The 16,979-nt window shown below is 63.7% G+C and carries 13 protein-coding genes; 2 read left to right on the top strand and 11 right to left on the bottom strand.

What is annotated here, in order from left to right; all coding sequences use genetic code 11:
- The first annotated feature begins 25 nt into the window (after positions 1-25).
- Positions 26-913 (top strand): DMT family transporter, encoded by an 888-nt coding sequence (locus tag RT460_RS04785; RefSeq protein WP_313317573.1) that lies wholly within the window; start codon positions 26-28, stop codon positions 911-913.
- Positions 914-922: 9 nt separating this feature from the next.
- Here RT460_RS04785 and RT460_RS04780 read toward each other — a convergent pair whose 3' ends face one another.
- On the bottom strand, positions 923-1,636 hold the full coding sequence (locus RT460_RS04780; protein WP_313317488.1) for an LrgB family protein: 714 nt from the start codon (positions 1,634-1,636) through the stop codon (positions 923-925).
- Positions 1,626-2,039, bottom strand: coding sequence for a CidA/LrgA family protein (locus RT460_RS04775; RefSeq protein ID WP_313317487.1), 414 nt, complete (start codon positions 2,037-2,039; stop codon positions 1,626-1,628). The genes RT460_RS04780 and RT460_RS04775 overlap by 11 nt, the downstream gene beginning before the upstream one ends.
- 77 nt (positions 2,040-2,116) lie before the next feature.
- On the opposite strand from RT460_RS04775, the gene RT460_RS04770 reads away from it, so the two are divergent.
- Entirely contained in the window at positions 2,117-3,004 is an 888-nt protein-coding gene (locus tag RT460_RS04770) for a LysR family transcriptional regulator (protein WP_313317485.1), read from the top strand.
- On the opposite strand, the gene RT460_RS04765 is transcribed toward RT460_RS04770, so the two are convergent.
- From RT460_RS04765 to RT460_RS04725, 9 genes are all read right to left on the bottom strand, one after another.
- Positions 3,001-5,046: an EAL domain-containing protein gene (locus tag RT460_RS04765; RefSeq protein WP_313317484.1), complete on the bottom strand. Its 2,046-nt coding sequence runs from the start codon at positions 5,044-5,046 to the stop codon at positions 3,001-3,003. The genes RT460_RS04770 and RT460_RS04765 overlap by 4 nt on opposite strands.
- Before the next feature lie 598 nt (positions 5,047-5,644).
- Positions 5,645-7,210: a glutamine-hydrolyzing GMP synthase gene (gene guaA / locus RT460_RS04760; RefSeq protein WP_313317483.1), complete on the bottom strand. Its 1,566-nt coding sequence runs from the start codon at positions 7,208-7,210 to the stop codon at positions 5,645-5,647.
- 112 nt (positions 7,211-7,322) lie between these two features.
- Positions 7,323-8,780: an IMP dehydrogenase gene (gene guaB / locus RT460_RS04755; RefSeq protein ID WP_313317482.1), complete on the bottom strand. Its 1,458-nt coding sequence runs from the start codon at positions 8,778-8,780 to the stop codon at positions 7,323-7,325.
- Between the two features lie 333 nt (positions 8,781-9,113).
- Positions 9,114-10,013, bottom strand: a complete 900-nt coding sequence (folD, locus tag RT460_RS04750; RefSeq protein WP_313317481.1) for a bifunctional methylenetetrahydrofolate dehydrogenase/methenyltetrahydrofolate cyclohydrolase FolD — start codon at positions 10,011-10,013, stop codon at positions 9,114-9,116.
- 63 nt (positions 10,014-10,076) lie between these two features.
- Positions 10,077-11,924, bottom strand: coding sequence for a monovalent cation:proton antiporter-2 (CPA2) family protein (locus RT460_RS04745; protein WP_313317480.1), 1,848 nt, complete (start codon positions 11,922-11,924; stop codon positions 10,077-10,079).
- Positions 11,925-12,003: 79 nt separating this feature from the next.
- Positions 12,004-13,143, bottom strand: a complete 1,140-nt coding sequence (moeB, locus tag RT460_RS04740) for a molybdopterin-synthase adenylyltransferase MoeB (RefSeq protein WP_313317479.1) — start codon at positions 13,141-13,143, stop codon at positions 12,004-12,006.
- A gap of 562 nt (positions 13,144-13,705) precedes the next feature.
- A complete protein-coding gene (gene der / locus RT460_RS04735; RefSeq protein WP_313317478.1) occupies positions 13,706-15,106 on the bottom strand; it encodes a ribosome biogenesis GTPase Der in 1,401 nt (466 codons plus the stop codon).
- Positions 15,107-15,118: 12 nt separating this feature from the next.
- Positions 15,119-16,315 carry an outer membrane protein assembly factor BamB gene (bamB, locus tag RT460_RS04730; RefSeq protein ID WP_313317476.1) on the bottom strand — a complete coding sequence of 399 codons (1,197 nt, stop codon included), beginning with the start codon at positions 16,313-16,315 and terminating at the stop codon, positions 15,119-15,121.
- Positions 16,315-16,956, bottom strand: a complete 642-nt coding sequence (locus tag RT460_RS04725; RefSeq protein ID WP_313317474.1) for a tetratricopeptide repeat protein — start codon at positions 16,954-16,956, stop codon at positions 16,315-16,317. The genes bamB and RT460_RS04725 overlap by 1 nt, the downstream gene beginning before the upstream one ends.
- Between the last annotated feature and the right edge of the window lie 23 nt (positions 16,957-16,979).

The following is a 16,979-nucleotide window of genomic DNA, read 5'->3' as shown; positions in this document are numbered from 1 at the left end:
AAGCGCCCCGGTACGTTCGGTTGCCATGCGGGCTGCCCTGCTGATGTTTGGCAGCGCCATGGCATTCGGCCTCATGGCCGTGGCGATCCGCCTGGCCACCCGCTACGTGCCGACCCAGGAAGTGGCGTTCTTCCGCAACAGCTTCGGCCTGCTGGCGCTGTTGCCCATGCTGATCCGTCCCGGCCATGCGCCATTGCGAACCCAGCAGTTGCCACGTTATTTCCTGCGCAGCGCGATCGGCCTGGCCTCGATGCTGTGCGGCTTCTGGGCGGTGGGCCACTTGCCGCTATCGCAGGCGGTTTCGCTGTCCTATTCAACGCCACTCTTCGTCACCATTGCCGCGGTGTTGTGGCTTGGCGAGAAAGTACGTATCCGCCGCTGGGCCGCTGTCATCGCCGGCTTCATAGGCGTATTGGTGATCGTGCGCCCCGGTTCGCATGGCTTTGAAGCCGGCAGCCTGATCGCGGTGCTCGCCGCCGTGCTCAGCGCACTGGTCGCCATCCAGATCAAGCAGCTCACCCGCGTCGATGGGCCGGACACCGTGGTGTTCTACACCTATGTGTTCTGGGTGCCGCTGTCGTTGATCCCGGCCCTGTTCGTCTGGGTCTGGCCTACCGGCATTGCCTGGCTATGGCTGGCGGCTACCGGCGTGATGGGCACGATTGGACAGCTGCTGTGGACGCGGGCCTTGAAGCTGGGCGAAGTCTCGGCGCTTACGCCGATCAGCTTCACGCAGCTGCCGCTGGTGGTAGTGATGGGTTGGCTATTGTTCGGCGAGACCCTGGACCGTTGGACGGTGATCGGCGCCCTGATCATCCTGGCCTCCAACGCCTACATCGCCCATCGCGAAGCCGTGCTGACCCGCCGCGCAGCCACGCACGCACCGGTCGCTGCCGCCAAGCCCGGCGAGTAAGCCAAACGGTTACAGCAACGCGGCTAGCACGGGCGCGGCGGCAACGTTGACCAAGCCGGCCATTACCATCACCAGCCCCGCGATTGCCCCTTCGCTTTCGCCCAGCTCGCGCGCCTTGGCCACGCCCATACCGTGTGCGCCCATGCCGAACAGCGCACCACGGGCCATCGCACTGCGCACCGGCAATAACTTGAGCAAAAGCTGCCCGCACAAGGAGCCGCAGATGCCGGTGATGATCACGAACACGGCGGTCAGTTCGGGGATGCCGCCAATGCGCCCGGATACATCCATCGCAAAGGGTGTCGTCACCGAGCGCGGTGCCAAGCTCAACCGCAACTCGGGCGACAGGTGTAGCGCGCTGGCCATCAACCACGCCGCGATGATGGCCGTAGCGCTGCCAACCAGGACACCTGCGCCGAGCACCTTCCAATGCCGCGCGATCAGCGCCCGCTGTTGGTAGATCGGCACCGCAAAGGCGACCGTGGCCGGGCCCAGCATGGCCATCAGCCAGTGCGTGCCCCGCAGGTAGTCGTGGTAGTTGGCATGCAGCAGCAAGGCCAGTGCCAACAATGCCAGCGGCGCGGTAATCAACGGCGACGCCCAGCCTTGGCGAACGCGGCGGTACAGGCCCTTGGCCAGCACGTAGGCGGCGACGGTGACACCTGCCCAGAACAGCGGCCATAGCAGCTGGGCCGGATGGGTGATGATGGCTTCAATGTTCATGGCGCTGACTCCGGCGGAACAACCACTCCACGGTCAGTGCGGTGGCGGCCATCACCAGTACGGTGCCGCCCACTACCACCAGCAGCAGCTTGATACCCAACCAACCGAACATCTGCCGGTTGTCGAGCAGGATCATCGCCGCCGGCACGAAGAACAGCAGCATCTCGGCCAGCAACCATTGCGCGCCCTGTGCGAACGAGCGTGGCGACAACCAATGCAGGGCAAACGCGAGCAGCAGCACGAACAACCCAACGATGCCGCCCGGCACCGGCAGCCCAAGGCGCCGCATCAGCCACTCGGCCAGCAGCCAGACGCCAACCAGCGCGCCAATCTGCAGCCAGGTACTGCGACGCATCCAGCGTTTCAGGCCCAGCCGGCCGCGACGCAATGAGAGCAAAAGCATTTCCATGCCCTCCTATGTACGCCGGCACCATCCATAATTAAAATGAATTCAATTCATCCAATGGATTCCAATTAAGAATGGATATCCGACAACTCCGCATGTTGGTCGAAGTGGTCCGCCACGATGGCTTTTCCGCCGCCGCCGAGGCGGTATTCGCTACCCAGCCCACACTGAGCAAGGCGATACGGCAATTGGAGGATGAGCTGGGCGAAGTACTGCTGGAGCGCTCGCGCCATGGCGTGCGGATGACCCCGGCCGGCCAGATCGTCTACCGGCGGGCCCTAGCCCTGCTCGGCGAGCGCGAGGACATGCTGCGAGAACTGCAGGAATTGCGCGGGCTGCAGCGCGGTGAACTGCATCTGGGCTTGGCCTCGCTGGGCAGCGATGTCCTGTTCGCCCCCGTGTTCGCCCAGTTCCGTCAACGTTATCCGCAGATCGAACTGCGCGTACTTGAACGTGGCAGCGAGGCGCTGGAGGAAAGCCTGCGCGCCGGCGAAATCGAGCTGGCAGCCAGCCTGCTGCCAGTGGCCGACGACCTGGACTGGCAACCGGTACGTACCGAACCGCTGGTCGCGCTACTGCCCAGCGCTCATCCGCTGGCCAAGCGGCGCAGCCTGCACCTCCAGGATCTGGCCGAGGTTCCGTTCGTGTTGTTCGAAAAAGGCTTCATGCTCAACCGTCGCATCATCCAGGCCTGCATGGCACGCGGCTTCACCCCGCGAGAGGTCAGCCGCAGCGCCCAACCGGATTTCATCGTCGCCCTGGTCGCGGCGGGGTTGGGCGTGGCGATGCTGCCACGGATGATTGCCCAGGCAAGGCAGCGCCCGGATGTGGCGCTGGTGCCCTTGGACGAACCGGAACTGGACTGGAAGATGGCCCTGGCCTGGCGCCGCGGCGGCTTCTTGTCCGCCGCCGCCCAGGCGTGGTTGGCATTGGTGGCCGAGCAGCACGGCCAAGCCGACTAAGCCAAATGCACACGCCGTTGGGGCTGCAATCGTGCAGCCACCTGCGCGGCGCCAACAGCGCGGTCATACAGGAACCCTTGCCCAACCCGATAGCCTGCATCCAGCAGGATCTCGCGCTGACAGGGATTTTCCACGCCCTCGGCGACCAGCTCCAGTTGCAGGCTGGGCCCCAGCTTCCCGACCGCCTCGACGATGGCGCGGATCGACGGCTCACCCACCATGCGTGCGACAAAGCTGCGGTCGATCTTGAGCACATCGATCGGGAAGTCACGCAGATGGGCCAGCGACGAATGCCCGGTACCGAAATCATCCAGCGCGATACGTACGCCGGCGGCCTTCAACAACCCCAGCGCTCGCGCCACGAACGCCGAGCCACGGTCGGTCAGCACCTGCTCGGTGATTTCCAGCTCCACCAGCGCCGGATCGACATCGAAACGATGCAGCTTGTCGATCAGGTTCTCGGCAAAGTCGTCACGCAGGAATTCCACGGGCGCGGCGTTGATCGCCACCGGCAATACCTGCAACCCCTGCCGTTGCCAGGCGGAGATGTCGGCCAGCACCTGCATGTGCATCAGCTCGGCAAGACGCGAGGCCAGTTCGTAGTCGCGGAACGCTTCGTCCAGGTGGCAATCCTCGCCCACCGGCCCATCATGACCGCGTTGCCAGCGCAGCAAGGCCTCGTAGCCGACCACGCTGCCATCGTGCAGATTCACCTTGGGCTGGTAATGCGGTACCACGCCCCCATCACGGACCAGCTGCCGCGCCATCAGGCGCTGGCTGGCCGCCAGTTCGGCAATTGCCATCAACCGACGACTGTATTGGCGCACGCCGCCACGGCCATTGGCTTTCAGATCGTTCAGTGCGGTGTCGGCCGCCTTCAGCAGGCCCGCCGGGTCGCGCGCATCACGCGGGAACTGCGCGCAGCCAATGCTCATCCCGGTATTGATCACCTGCCCGGCATAGCTCACCGTGCAATCGGCAAGTTGGCTGATGCGTTCGGCTTCCCGTGCCAATGCTTCTTCGTTGGGCATGTCTTCCAACAGGATCGCAAACTCGTCACCGCCCAGCCGCGTCACCAGCGTCCCTTCCGGCATCAACGCCGAAACCCGCTTGGCCAGGACACGCAGCAGGTGATCCCCCGCCGGATGCCCCAGCGTGTCATTGACGTGCTTGAAGTGGTCCAGGTCGATGATCATCAGGCCCAGCAGGCTCTCGCGCTCGCGATGCTTCTGCAGCGTATTGCGCAGGCGACGGTTGAAGGACCGCCGATTCGGCAGCCCCGTCAGCTCGTCCACCTCGCAGGCGATGCGCAGGCGCTGCTCGGCCTCCTGTTGGCGGGTGACATCGCGCGACACGCACAGGATGCCAGTGACCTCCTGGTCGGCATTGATCATCGGCGTGAGGATGTTGTCCCAATACTGTGCAGGCTGGCCTTCGATGACGCTCTTGCCCGCAAAACGGGCAGCTTCACCATTCACCGCCTGGGCCAAGGCACGCCGCCCCTTGGCACGGGTCTCCGGTGGCAACAGTTCAAGCCACTGCATACCGAAGTCACGCTCGTCCACCGGCACGCCCAACGCGACACAGCCGGACCGGTTCATATGCCGCAGCGAGCCGTCGAGATTGATCATCTTGATGCAGTCCACACTCGCATCAAGCATGCGGTCCTGTACGTGGATGCTTTGCTCCAGCGACTGCCGCAGCCGCCGACGTGCGCTGACGTCGGTCATCGTCACCACGCGCAACGGCACATCGGTACCGGGACTGCCCAGGCGCACCTCAACCCAGTGGTCGGCACCCAGATCGTCCTGCAGGCGACATTCAAAGGCCGGGACGTGTCCATTGGCCAGAAACGCGGTCCAGGCCGCCAAGGCCACGCACCTGTCGTCGCCATGCACGCGGGCCAGCCAATCACGCGAGCTACCCAGCATCGCATCGCCACCAAAAAAATGCCGCCACAACGTATTGGCCTGCACGGGCACGCCGTCGTGAACCATCGCTGCCATCTGTGGCAGTGCATCCAGCACTGCCTGGAGCTGCACATACAGGTCCGCCAGACGCTCCGTCTGCGCTCCCGTCCGCCCCGTGTCCTGCCTTTGCACCACGTTCTCCCCCGGCAACTGCCTCCGCCACTCCAGCGGGTGCTGACATGATGCCCGAGGCCCTGCCGCGCCCAAGTGAAATTTCACTACCGATGGTCGCCTGCCCGCTACCGTCTGGCAGCGGTTGATCGTAAGAGCAACCAAGACGGCGTCGACGAGCCTCGTTCTGTCTGTGCCTCGAGGTTCGCCCCGGGGACGAAGCGGCAGCTGAGAGCCACGAATCGGTAATTGCTGAATTGGCACCGCAAACTGCATACCGCTGCGAAGGGCCTCCTCAATGTGAACAGCCCCCCGATTGGGGTTGCCACCGTTCAACCAAGCGCAGCCACTCGCAAACCGGGCAATGTGTTGTCCACATCCGGGCAGCCCGGGTAAGCGCAGCGCCCCCCCCTGATCGGCTATCGGGCTCCCGAACGCGGTGCGTTTGCATCAGCTACGGTTGCAGTCGCCAAGCAGGGCTATCAGCAAACAAAAAGCCCACGTAGAACGTGGGCTTGTTTCCTTCAGCGCCGGACGGGATCACACCGCCGCAGCGGCATCATTCCCACTCGATCGTCGCCGGCGGCTTGCCGGAGATGTCGTAGACCACGCGCGAGACGCCGCGCAGTTCATTGATGATGCGGTTGGACACGCGGCCGAGGAAATCGTACGGCAGGTGCGCCCAATGCGCGGTCATGAAGTCGATGGTTTCCACTGCACGCAATGCGATCACCCATTCGTAAGCACGCGCATCGCCTACCACGCCCACCGACTTGACCGGCAGGAATACCGCGAACGCCTGGCTGGTCTTGTCGTACAGGTCAGCGGCACGCAGTTCTTCGATGAAGATCGCATCGGCCTTGCCCAGCAGCTCGGCGTACTCACGCTTCACTTCACCGAGGATACGCACGCCCAGGCCCGGGCCCGGGAACGGATGGCGGTAGACCATCGCACGCGGCAGACCAAGCTCGACGCCAAGGCGACGCACTTCGTCCTTGAACAGTTCGCGCAGCGGCTCGACCAGCTTGAGCTTCATGTCTTCCGGCAGGCCGCCGACGTTGTGGTGGCTCTTGATGACGTGTGCCTTGCCGGTCTTGCTGCCGGCCGACTCGATCACGTCCGGATAGATCGTACCCTGCGCCAGCCACTTGGCATTGCTGAGCTTGTTCGACTCTTCGTCGAATATCTCCACGAACAGGTTGCCGATGATCTTGCGCTTGGCTTCCGGATCGCTGACACCTTCCAGTGCCTTGAAATAACGGTCGGCCGCGTTCACGCGCACGACCTTGACGCCCATGTTCTCGGCCATCATCTGCATGACCTGGTCGCCTTCCTGGAAGCGCAGCAGGCCGGTATCAACGAACACACAGGTCAGCTGGGTACCGATGGCCTTGTGCAGCAGTGCGGCAACCACCGAGGAATCGACGCCGCCGGACAGGCCAAGGATCACCTCATCGCTGCCAACCTGCTCGCGCACGCGGGCGATCTGGTCGTCGATGATGTTGGCAGCGGTCCACAAGGTGGCGCAGCCGCAGATATCGGTGACGAAACGCTTGAGCAGCGCCGAGCCCTGCTTGGTGTGGGTCACTTCCGGATGGAACTGCACGCCGTACCAACGCTTTTCCTCGTTGGCCATCGCGGCCACCGGAATGCGATCGGTCACCGCCGTGATGGCGAAGCCCGGCGGCACGTGGGTGACGTGGTCGCCATGGCTCATCCACACATCCAGGCGCGGTTCGCCATTGTGGTCAGACAGGCCACCCAGCAGCGCGTCATTGCCCTGCAGCTTCACTTCGGCATGACCGAACTCACGCTGGTCAGCGGCTTCGGTACCGCCGCCAAGCTGCTTGGCCATGGTCTGCAGGCCGTAGCAGATGCCCAGCAGCGGCAGGCCGCTGTCGAACACTTCCTGCGGCGCAGCCGGTGCGCCGGGCAGCGTGGTGGTTTCCGGGCCGCCGGACAGGATGATGCCCTTGGCACCAAAGGCAGCGATCTCGGCAGGATCATGGTCCCAGGCCCAGATTTCGCAATACACGCCGAACTCGCGGATGCGACGCGCGATCAGCTGCGTGTACTGCGCGCCGAAATCGAGGATGAGGATCTTGTCGTTATGGATGTTGGTCATGGGGCCAGGAACTGGAAGTTGGGAACTAGGAACTAGTGAGTGCAAGCGCGGGAACATATAGAGAAAGAGGAACGGGACACTGGTTCCTCGTTCCTCTTCACTCGCTCCTGCTTCAAGCGCGGTAGTTCGGCGGCTCTTTTGTGATCTGCACGTCGTGGACGTGGCTCTCACGTTGGCCGGCGCCGCTGATCTTGACGAAGTTCGGCTTGGTGCGCATTTCTTCGATGGTGGCGCAACCGACATAGCCCATGGTCGCGCGCAGGCCACCGATCAGCTGGTGGATGATGCCACCGACCGGTCCGCGATACGGCACGCGGCCTTCGATGCCTTCGGGCACCAGCTTGTCGGCAGTTGCAGCATCCTGGAAGTAGCGGTCCTTGGACCCCTTCTCCATCGCCGCCAGCGAACCCATGCCACGGTAGCTTTTGTAGGAGCGGCCCTGGAACAGTTCGGTTTCGCCCGGTGATTCCTCGGTACCGGCCAGCAGACCACCGATCATCACCGTCGATGCACCAGCGGCAAGCGCCTTGCCGATGTCACCGGAATAACGAATGCCACCGTCAGCGATCAGCGGGATGCGATCCTGCAGCGCTTCGGCCACCAGGTCGATCGCGGTGATCTGCGGCACGCCGACACCGGCGACCACGCGGGTGGTGCAGATCGAGCCCGGGCCGATACCGACCTTGACCGCATCGGCACCGCAATCAAGCAACGCCAGTGCCGCTTCGCCGGTGCAGATATTGCCGCCGACGACCTGCACATTCGGGAAGTTGCTCTTGACCCAGCGCACGCGGTCCAGCACGCCCTGCGAATGACCGTGCGCGGTGTCCACCACCAGCACGTCCACGCCGGCGGCAACCAGTGCCTCGACGCGGCGGTCGGTGTCGCCACCCACGCCCACCGCAGCGCCCACCAACAGACGCGTTGCGGCGTCCTTGGCTGCGTTGGGGTTGTCGCTCTTCTTCTGGATGTCCTTGACCGTGATCAGGCCGCGCAGTTCGAACGCGTCGTTGACCACCAGCACCTTTTCAATGCGGTTCTTGTGCAGCAACTGCAGCACTTCGTCCGAGGCAGCGCCTTCCTTCACCGTGACCAGGCGATCCTTCTTGGTCATGATGTGGCGGACCGGATCGTCCAGTTCGGTTTCAAAGCGCATGTCGCGATGGGTGACGATGCCGGCCAGCAGGCCGTCGGTACCCACCACCGGCACACCGGAGATGTTGTGCGCGCGGGTCAGTGCCAGCACGTCGCGGATGGTGGTTTCCGGGCCAACAGTGATCGGGTCGCGGATCACGCCGGACTCGAACTTCTTGACCTTGGCCACTTCAGCCGCCTGCTGCTCGACCGTCAGGTTCTTGTGCAGAATGCCGATGCCGCCGATCTGCGCCATCGCGATGGCAAGACGGGCTTCGGTGACGGTGTCCATGGCAGCCGAGACGATCGGCAGCTTCAACCGCAGGTCGCGGGTCAACCGCGTGCCGAGGTCGACGTCCTTGGGCAGGACGATGGAATGAGCGGGGACGAGGGAAACGTCGTCGTACGTTAGTGCTTCAGCCTGGATGCGCAGCATCGGCGTGCCCGGTATATGTGGGGAAGCGCGACATTTTACCCTTGTTTGGCCGCCGATGGCAGGGGGCAGCTGCGACGCAGTGTCGCGCTGGCGAGGGGGTGTTCAGGGATAGAGGGCCGCCACGTCGTGCCGAGCCATGCTCGGCTGGGGGGATAGCTTCACCTGTAGAGCCGAGCCATGCTCGGCTGGGGCATTACCGGGAAAGCCCCTGCCGAGCATGGCTCGGCACTACATTGATGCTGTACCGGGGAAGCCCCTGCCGAGCATGGCTCGGCACTACATTGGGGCATTACCGGGAAAGCCCCTGCCGAGCATGGCTCGGCACGACGCGCTTCAGCGCGTCAGACCTTCGACGCTGGCCTCGGCCGCTTCGATCGTGTTCTGCATCAACGTGGCCACGGTCATCGGGCCAACGCCGCCCGGGACCGGGGTGATCCAGCTTGCGCGACGGGCCGCAGCCTCAAAGCCCACGTCGCCCACCAGGCGGCCATCATCCAGACGGTTGATGCCCACATCGATGACGACCGCACCCGGCTTCACCCACTCACCCGGGATAAGTTGGGGGATACCCACCGCAACAACCAGGATGTCGGCATTGCGCACTGCCTGCTCAAGCACGTCCTTGGGCGTGAATTTGTGGCAACTGGTAACCGTACAACCCGCAATCAACAGCTCCAGCCCCATCGGCCGACCGACATGGTTGCTGACGCCAACGATGGTGGCGTTGCGCCCTCGCACCGGCTGGTCGGTGTGCCCCAACAGCGTGGTGATGCCGCGCGGGGTGCAGGGGCGCAGGCCGAACTCACGCAGCACCAGGTGGCCGACGTTCTGCGGATGGAAACCGTCCACATCCTTGCGCGGGTCGATCCGCTGGATCAGCCGGTTGGCATCAGGGATGCCCGGCAGCGGCAGCTGGATCAGGATGCCGTGGATCTTCGGGTCAGCGTTGAGCTGGTCGATCAGATCCAGCAGCTCCGCCTCGCTGGTACCCGCCGGCAGGTCGTAGTCGAAGGCTTCGATGCCCACCTTTTCCGCAGCGCGACGCTTGTTGCGCACATAGACCGCCGACGCCGGGTCGCCGCCAACCAGCACGACCGCCAGCCCCGGCCGCGTACCACCGGCCGCCAGCCGCGCATCGACCCGCACCTTCAAGTCATCGAGCAGTTCTTCGGCGATGCGGCGGCCGTCGAGGATACGGGAGGTCTGCGGGGGGGTGTCGGCGAGGACAGTCATTGGGCGGCGGCGGTGAATACGGGGGTGGGTATTGTCCCTGATTCCGGCCAAGGCCACACCCCGTCATGGCTCTCCCGTATCCCCTCCACCCTGCTCTGCGCCGGCGACGGCGTCGGGATTGAGCGTCTTGGCCTCACGCCGCGGCGGCGTGAACGGTGTCGGCTTGGGCGCCCCCGGGGTGTTGCCATAGAGCAGGCCGGTGCCGGCCTGCAACCCGCCACCGGCCATCTCCAGCTCGAAGCGCTCGGCATCACGGCGGCGGATCTCGCGCGCCACCACGTCGGCCTCATCCTCATCCGCCCCCAACTGCACCAGTGCAGCCCGGCCAAACTCAACGGCGGATTCAAAGGTTTCGCGTATCTGGAAATCGACCCCGGCATGGATCAGCGCCAGCGAATGCTCGCGATCGTATGAGCGGACCAACAGCTTGGCTTGCGGAAACTGATGACGTACCAGTTCCACGATGCGATCAGCTGCAACGCGGTCATCCACGCATACGGCAATGGCACGGGCGGTCTCGGCGCCGGAAGCACGCAGCACGTCCAGCCGGGTGCCATCGCCGTAATAGATCTTGAAACCGAACCGGCCGGCACTGCGGATCATCTCGATATCGTTGTCGATGATGGTCACGTCCACGTCGCGCGCCAGCAGCGACTGGCTCGATACCTGGCCGAAACGGCCGAAACCAATCACCAGCACGCTGCCGTTCAACCCGTCGGCCGCATCCACATCCTCGATGGCCACCTGCCCGTCTTTCACCAGCAGGCGGTATACCAGCATGCACAACGGCGTGAGCGCCATCGACAACACCACCACCGCGGTAAGGTTGGCGTTGATGCTGGCATCGATCACGCCGGCCGAGGCTGCAGCGGCAAACAATACGAACGCGAACTCACCGCCCTGCGCCATCAGTACGCCGCGGTCCAGCGCCTGCCGATGGTCGCTGCCCATCACCCGCGCAACGCCGTAGATGCACAGCGCCTTGGCCAACATCATGGCCGGCACCAGCAGGGCAATCAGCTTCCAGTTGGATGCCACCACCGACAGATCCAACGCCATGCCAACGCTGAGGAAAAACAAGCCCAGCAGGATGCCGCGGAAAGGCTCGATGTCCGCTTCGATCTGGTGGCGGAAGGTGGACTCCGACAACAGCACCCCGGCCAGGAAGGCGCCCATCGCCATCGACAAGCCGCCCAGCTGCATCAACAGCGCGGCGCCCAGCACCACCAGCAGCGCGGCGGCAGTCATCACCTCGCGCGCCTTGGCGGCAGCAAGAATGCGGAACAGGGGATTGAGCAGATAGCGCCCCACCAGCACCAGGCCGACGATGACGCCAGCACCGATGGCGATGCTTACCCAGCGCGATCCTTCCTGCGTACCAACTTGCGCTGGCGCCATCCACGCGACCACGGCCAGCAGCGGCACGATCAGCAGATCCTCGAACAACAGGATCGACACGATCTTCTGCCCGGACGGCAGCGTCAGGTCGCCGCGTTCACCCAGCAACTGCATGACCACCGCGGTCGACGTCAGCACAAAACCCGCCGCGGCAATGAAGGCGATCTGCGGGCGATACCCGAACAACACCGCGACGCCGGTCAGCACCACCGCACAGGTCACGATCTGCGCCGTACCCAGGCCAAAGATCTCGCCACGCAGGCTCCAAAGGTGCGATGGACGCATTTCCAGGCCGATCACGAACAGGAACATGACCACGCCCAGTTCGGCCACATGCAGGATGGCCTGCGGATCGGAGAACCAGCCAAATCCGAACGGCCCGATGGCCAGGCCAGCGACGAAGTATCCCAGTACCGAACCCAGCCCCAGGCGCCGAAACAAGGGCACAACCACCACGGCCGCGCCAAGCAGCGCCACCACCTTCACCAGTTCCGTCGAGGACTCCGCCGCCATGCCGCACCACCGTGTGATCGTCTACGCGCACGATAAAGCAAAATGCGTGCAGACCTGGTCACCGTGGCGCGGCTTCAACTCAAGGCGAGTGCGCGCAGAACGCTGCGTAATCGATGTATCCCGGGAAAGGCAGCCCCGGCGCACACAAGGGACAGGCAGGATCGGCGGATATCCGGGTTTCGCGGAAGCGCATCTGCAATGCATCAAAGCGCAACAGACGCCCCACCAGTGGCTCACCGATATCCAGCAGCAGCTTGAGCACCTCGGTGGCCTGCATCACCCCGGCCAGGCCAGGCAGGACGCCCAGCACACCGGCTTCGGCGCAGTTGGGCGCGAATTCAGGTGGCGGTGGCTCGGGGAACAGGCAGCGGTAGCAAGGGGCAACACCACGCTGCCGGCCCGCATCGAACACACTTACCTGCCCATCAAAGCGCTCGATCGCCGCATATACCAGCGGCTTGGCATGCTTGATACAGGCATCATTGAGCAGATACCGCAGCGGAAAATTGTCCGAGCCATCCAGTACCACGTCGACGTCCTGCACCAGCACATCGACGTTGTCCGAAGTGACCCGTTCGGCAATCGCCTCGACCTGGATATGCGGATTGAGCGCCAACATCCGCTGTCGGGCCGACGCCACCTTGGCTGTACCCAGGGCTGCTTCGGTATGGATGATCTGTCGCTGCAGATTACTGCGCTCGACGCGATCGTCATCGGCAATACGCAAGTGCCCTACCCCAGCCGCTGCCAGGTAGAACGCAGCCGGTGAACCCAGTCCACCAGCACCAAGCACCAACACCCGCGCCTGCTGCAAACGCCGCTGTCCCGCCTCGCCCACTTGCGGCAACAACAGATGCCGCGAGTAACGGTCGTAGAAATCACGATCGTCGGCATCCAGCAACGGCTGCACCAACGGCAAGCCAGAGACACGCCAGGCGGCGGTGCCTCCGCTTACCGAGTAAATATTGCTGTACCCGGCTTGCTGGAGCGATAGCGCCGCATCTGCCGAGCGTTTGCCGGTCTGACAGATGAGCAGGGCTTCCTGATCAGGGGACGACAGGTGCTGCGCGGCATTGGCAAGCAGATCGGCCTTGGCGACGCCGAGCGCACCTTCGGCCATGCCACCGGCGCGTTCATGCGCCTCACGCACATCGATCAACACGCTGCCAGTGGCCTGACGTACGCGCGCCTGTTCCGGGGTTACTTCACGGATGCTCATGGCGGGATTATCGGCTAAATGCGCACGGACGGCGCGATGGGATTGGGGATTGGGGATTGGGGATTGGGGATTTTGGCCTGGGACCTTTTGATCTGAGCTCGTCATTCCCGCGCAGGCGGGAATCGCTCTGGCCTTGGCCTTCGCTCTGGCTCTCACCCTGGCTTCAGTTGGAACTCCCTTTTCATGCATCAGCCACGACTTCCCAGCAAGAGCAAAAGCCAGAGCGATTCCCGCCTGCGCGGGAATGACGAAATCATTGTTGCGCCGATCAGGGGCACGCCGTGCCACGTCAAACCGCAAAACCCTGGATCCGAAGCCCCCCCTGCGTTGAGCCGGACGAGATCCCAGAAAGAGCCAGAGCGATTCCCGCCTTCGCGGGAATGACGAAATCATTGTTGTGCCGATCGCAGGCACGCCGCGCCCCTCCACTCCAAACCGCAAAGCCCTGAATCCGAGGCCCAGCACCCTGCCCTGCATTCAAACGCCCAAAAAAACAAAAGCGGCCTTTCGGCCGCTTCTGTTCGCATGCATCAGTCCACTGGAATCCAATCCAGCGCCAGAATCACTTCCTGCCCTTGACGTGCTTCATCAAGCGCCGCTTGGCCTTGACCTGGCGATCAGTCAATACGTTCTTCTTGCCCTCGTAGGGGTTGGCACCTTCACGGAACAGGAAAGTCACCGGCGTACCCACCAGCTTGAAGCGTTTGCGGAAGAAGTTTTCCAGGTAGCGCTTGTACGAATCCGGCAGTTCCTTCAAGCGCGTGCCATGCACGATGAAGGTCGGCGGATTGCTGCCGCCCGGGTGCACATAGCGCAACTTGGACACATGCCCGCGGATGCTCGGCGGCGGATTGGCCTCATAGGCAATTTCCAGCGCCTTGTTGACCTCGGCCGTGCTGAATTCGTGCGTGGCCGAGGCATGCGCCCGGTGAACGGCCTTGAACAACTCACGCAGGCCCGAGCCATGCAGCGCGGAAATGCGGACGTTCTCTGCCCACGGCACGAAACCGAGTTTCAGCGACAACAGGGTTTCCGCCTGCTGCTTGTCGTACTCGCTCAAGCCGTCCCACTTGTTGATCGCGATGACCAGGGCGCGGCCGGCATCCAGCACCGCGCCCAGCACGCTGGCGTCCTGATCGGTCACGCCCTCATGGGCGTCCAGCATCAGCACAGCCACCTGGCACTGCTCGATCGAGCGCAGCGTCTTGACCACGCTGAACTTTTCGACCACTTCATCCACGCGCGACTTGCGGCGCAGGCCGGCGGTGTCAATCAAGCGATACAGCTGCCCGTCGCGCTCCAGGTCCACCGCGATCGAGTCGCGCGTGGTGCCCGGCACTTCGGAGGCGATCATCCGCTCCTCGCCGAGGATACGGTTCACCAAAGTCGACTTGCCCACGTTCGGGCGGCCAACGAAGGCGATACGGATACGATCAGGATCGTTGTCCAAGGTCTCGGCCGTGCCTTCTTCCGGCAGGCGTCCGACGATTTCCTCGACCAGATCATCAATACCCTGCCGGTGTGCGGCAGAGATCATCAGCATCTCGCTGAAACCATAACGTGCAAATTCGGAACGAACCGAATGTTCATCCGTGCCGTCGATCTTGTTGATCAACAGCAACGTCGGCCGCGCAAGCTTGCGCAGCCAAGACAGGATCTCGTCATCCAGGGCCGACGTGCCATCACGCGCGTCAACAACAAATACGATCAGATCCGCCTCACCGGCGGCGGCTCGGGCTTGGCGCGCGGTAGCGCCAGCCAGCCCTTCCTCTTCACCGGCAATGCCGCCGGTATCCACAAGCAGGAAGGGATTGTCCTCGTCCGTGCGGCAAACACCGTAGTTGCGATCGCGGGTAACCCCGGGCTGGTCATGGACCAGCGCATCGCGCGTACGTGTCAGCGCATTGAAAATCGTGGACTTGCCGACGTTCGGCCGTCCAACCAGGGCGACCAAAGGCAGCATCGCTATAACTCCTTATTGGGCCAACCGGAATGCGGTCAGCTTTCCATCAACGTTCTGCACCAGCAGGATGCCTTCAGCGACGATGGGCTGCGCCAGGATGGCGTCACCGCCACTCTTTTCGCGTGCAGCCAGCTCGCCATCGCTCAACCGCAACCAGTGCAGATATCCCTTGTAATCGCCAACCACGGCGTAGTCGCCCTGGATGGCAGCGCCGGTCAACGAGCGGCGCGCCAACGCCTGCTGCGACCACATTGCCGAACCCGATGCCTTGTCCAGGCCGTACACCGCACCCTTGCCATCGGTAACAACCACATTGCCGGAAGACACTGCCACGCCGCCGGCGCCGCCGTGATCGCGCGACCACATCGGGCGACCAGTCGGGCCTTCAATGGCCATGGTCTGGTTCTTGAAGCTGCTCACATACAGCGTATTGCCTTCCAGTACCGGCGCGCCGTCGATATCGGACATGCGCTCCAGCTCGGTACGGCCTTCTGCCGTACCCACCATCTGCTCCCACAGCGGACGACCATCCTGCATGGCCAGCGCGCTCAGGGTGCCGTCATCGTTGCCGATGAACAGCACGCCCGGGCCAGTTGCCACCGGCGCATTGCCGCGCACGGTCAACGAAGGCAGTTCCTGGGTATTGAACCAACGTTGTTCGCCGCTGGCTGCATCCAAGGCCGTGGTACGGCCATCGTTGCTGCGCACGAACACCAGGCCCTGTGCCACGGCGGGCGCAGCAATTACTTCGCCCGGCACCTTGGCCTTCCACTTCTCGGCACCATTGCTGGCATCCAGTGCAATCACCTGGCCATCGAGCGTACCGATCACCACCAGGCCATCGCCCACACCAGGACCACCGGAAAGACGCAGCTTGGGCTTCTTCTTTTCCTTGGCAGGGGTGTATTCCCAGACTTCCTTGCCGGTCTGCAGGTCCAGCGCATGCACGCCACCTTCCAGTGCCGCGGCATAGACACGGCCATCAGCGACCGCCGGGCCCTGACGAACGCCGACACGGCCTTCGCCCTTGCCGACATTGGCCGACCAGACCTTGTTCACGCTTACGGTCGGCTCAAACTTGACCAGCTCAGCCGGCTCCAGGGCCTTCTTGGCTTCGGCGTCCTTGCCGGCAAACCAGCCCTTGACGGTCGAACAACCGGTCAGCGCCATTGCCACCAGCACAACGCCTGCTACTTGCTTGAGCTTCATCAATTGTTCTCCGCTGCGGGATCGGCCACCGTGCCGCCGGCATCCATCAACTTGGTTTCCAGCAGGCGACGCTGCGGCGCGGCAACGTCCAGCTTGGCCAGCGACTGGCTGTACAGGTCACGCGCCTGGTCGCGCTTGGCCAGCGCCAGCAAGGCGTCACCACGCACTTCCAGGCCGGCGCTGTCGTCAACCGTTCCCAGCAGATTCAACGCTTCCTGGGGCTTGCCGGTTTCGATCAACAGGCGCGCGATGCGCTGGTCGATCAGGGCCTTGAATTCGCCTTCGGTCTTCAGTGCCTGCAGGGTCTTGATGGCATCTTCGTTCTTGCCAGCCTCGACCTGCGCCTTGGCCAACTCCAGCGAGGCCAGGTCCGCATAGATACCAGCCTTGCCCCCTTCGAGGGCGGCAACCTCTTTGGCGGCCTCGTCGAGCTTGGCCGATTGCAGGCTGCGGGACACCGCCTCGTAGCGGGCATTCGCCTCGGCCAGCTTGCCAACCTGCTCTTTTTGCCACCACTGCCAACCGGCAATAGCACCAATACCGAGGACTATTCCGCCGAAAATACCGGCGCCATTCTTGCGCAGCCACGTGCGGACACGTTCGCCTTGTTCGTGCTCGTCGAGCAGGTCGTCAATCGCCATGCGTACTCTCGCTCCGCCCTGCG

This window comes from Stenotrophomonas sp., assembly GCF_032061965.1.
GTDB lineage: Bacteria > Pseudomonadota > Gammaproteobacteria > Xanthomonadales > Xanthomonadaceae > Stenotrophomonas.
The sequence above is the reverse complement of the archived record's forward strand: the minus strand, read 5'-3'. Positions and strand labels throughout refer to the sequence as shown.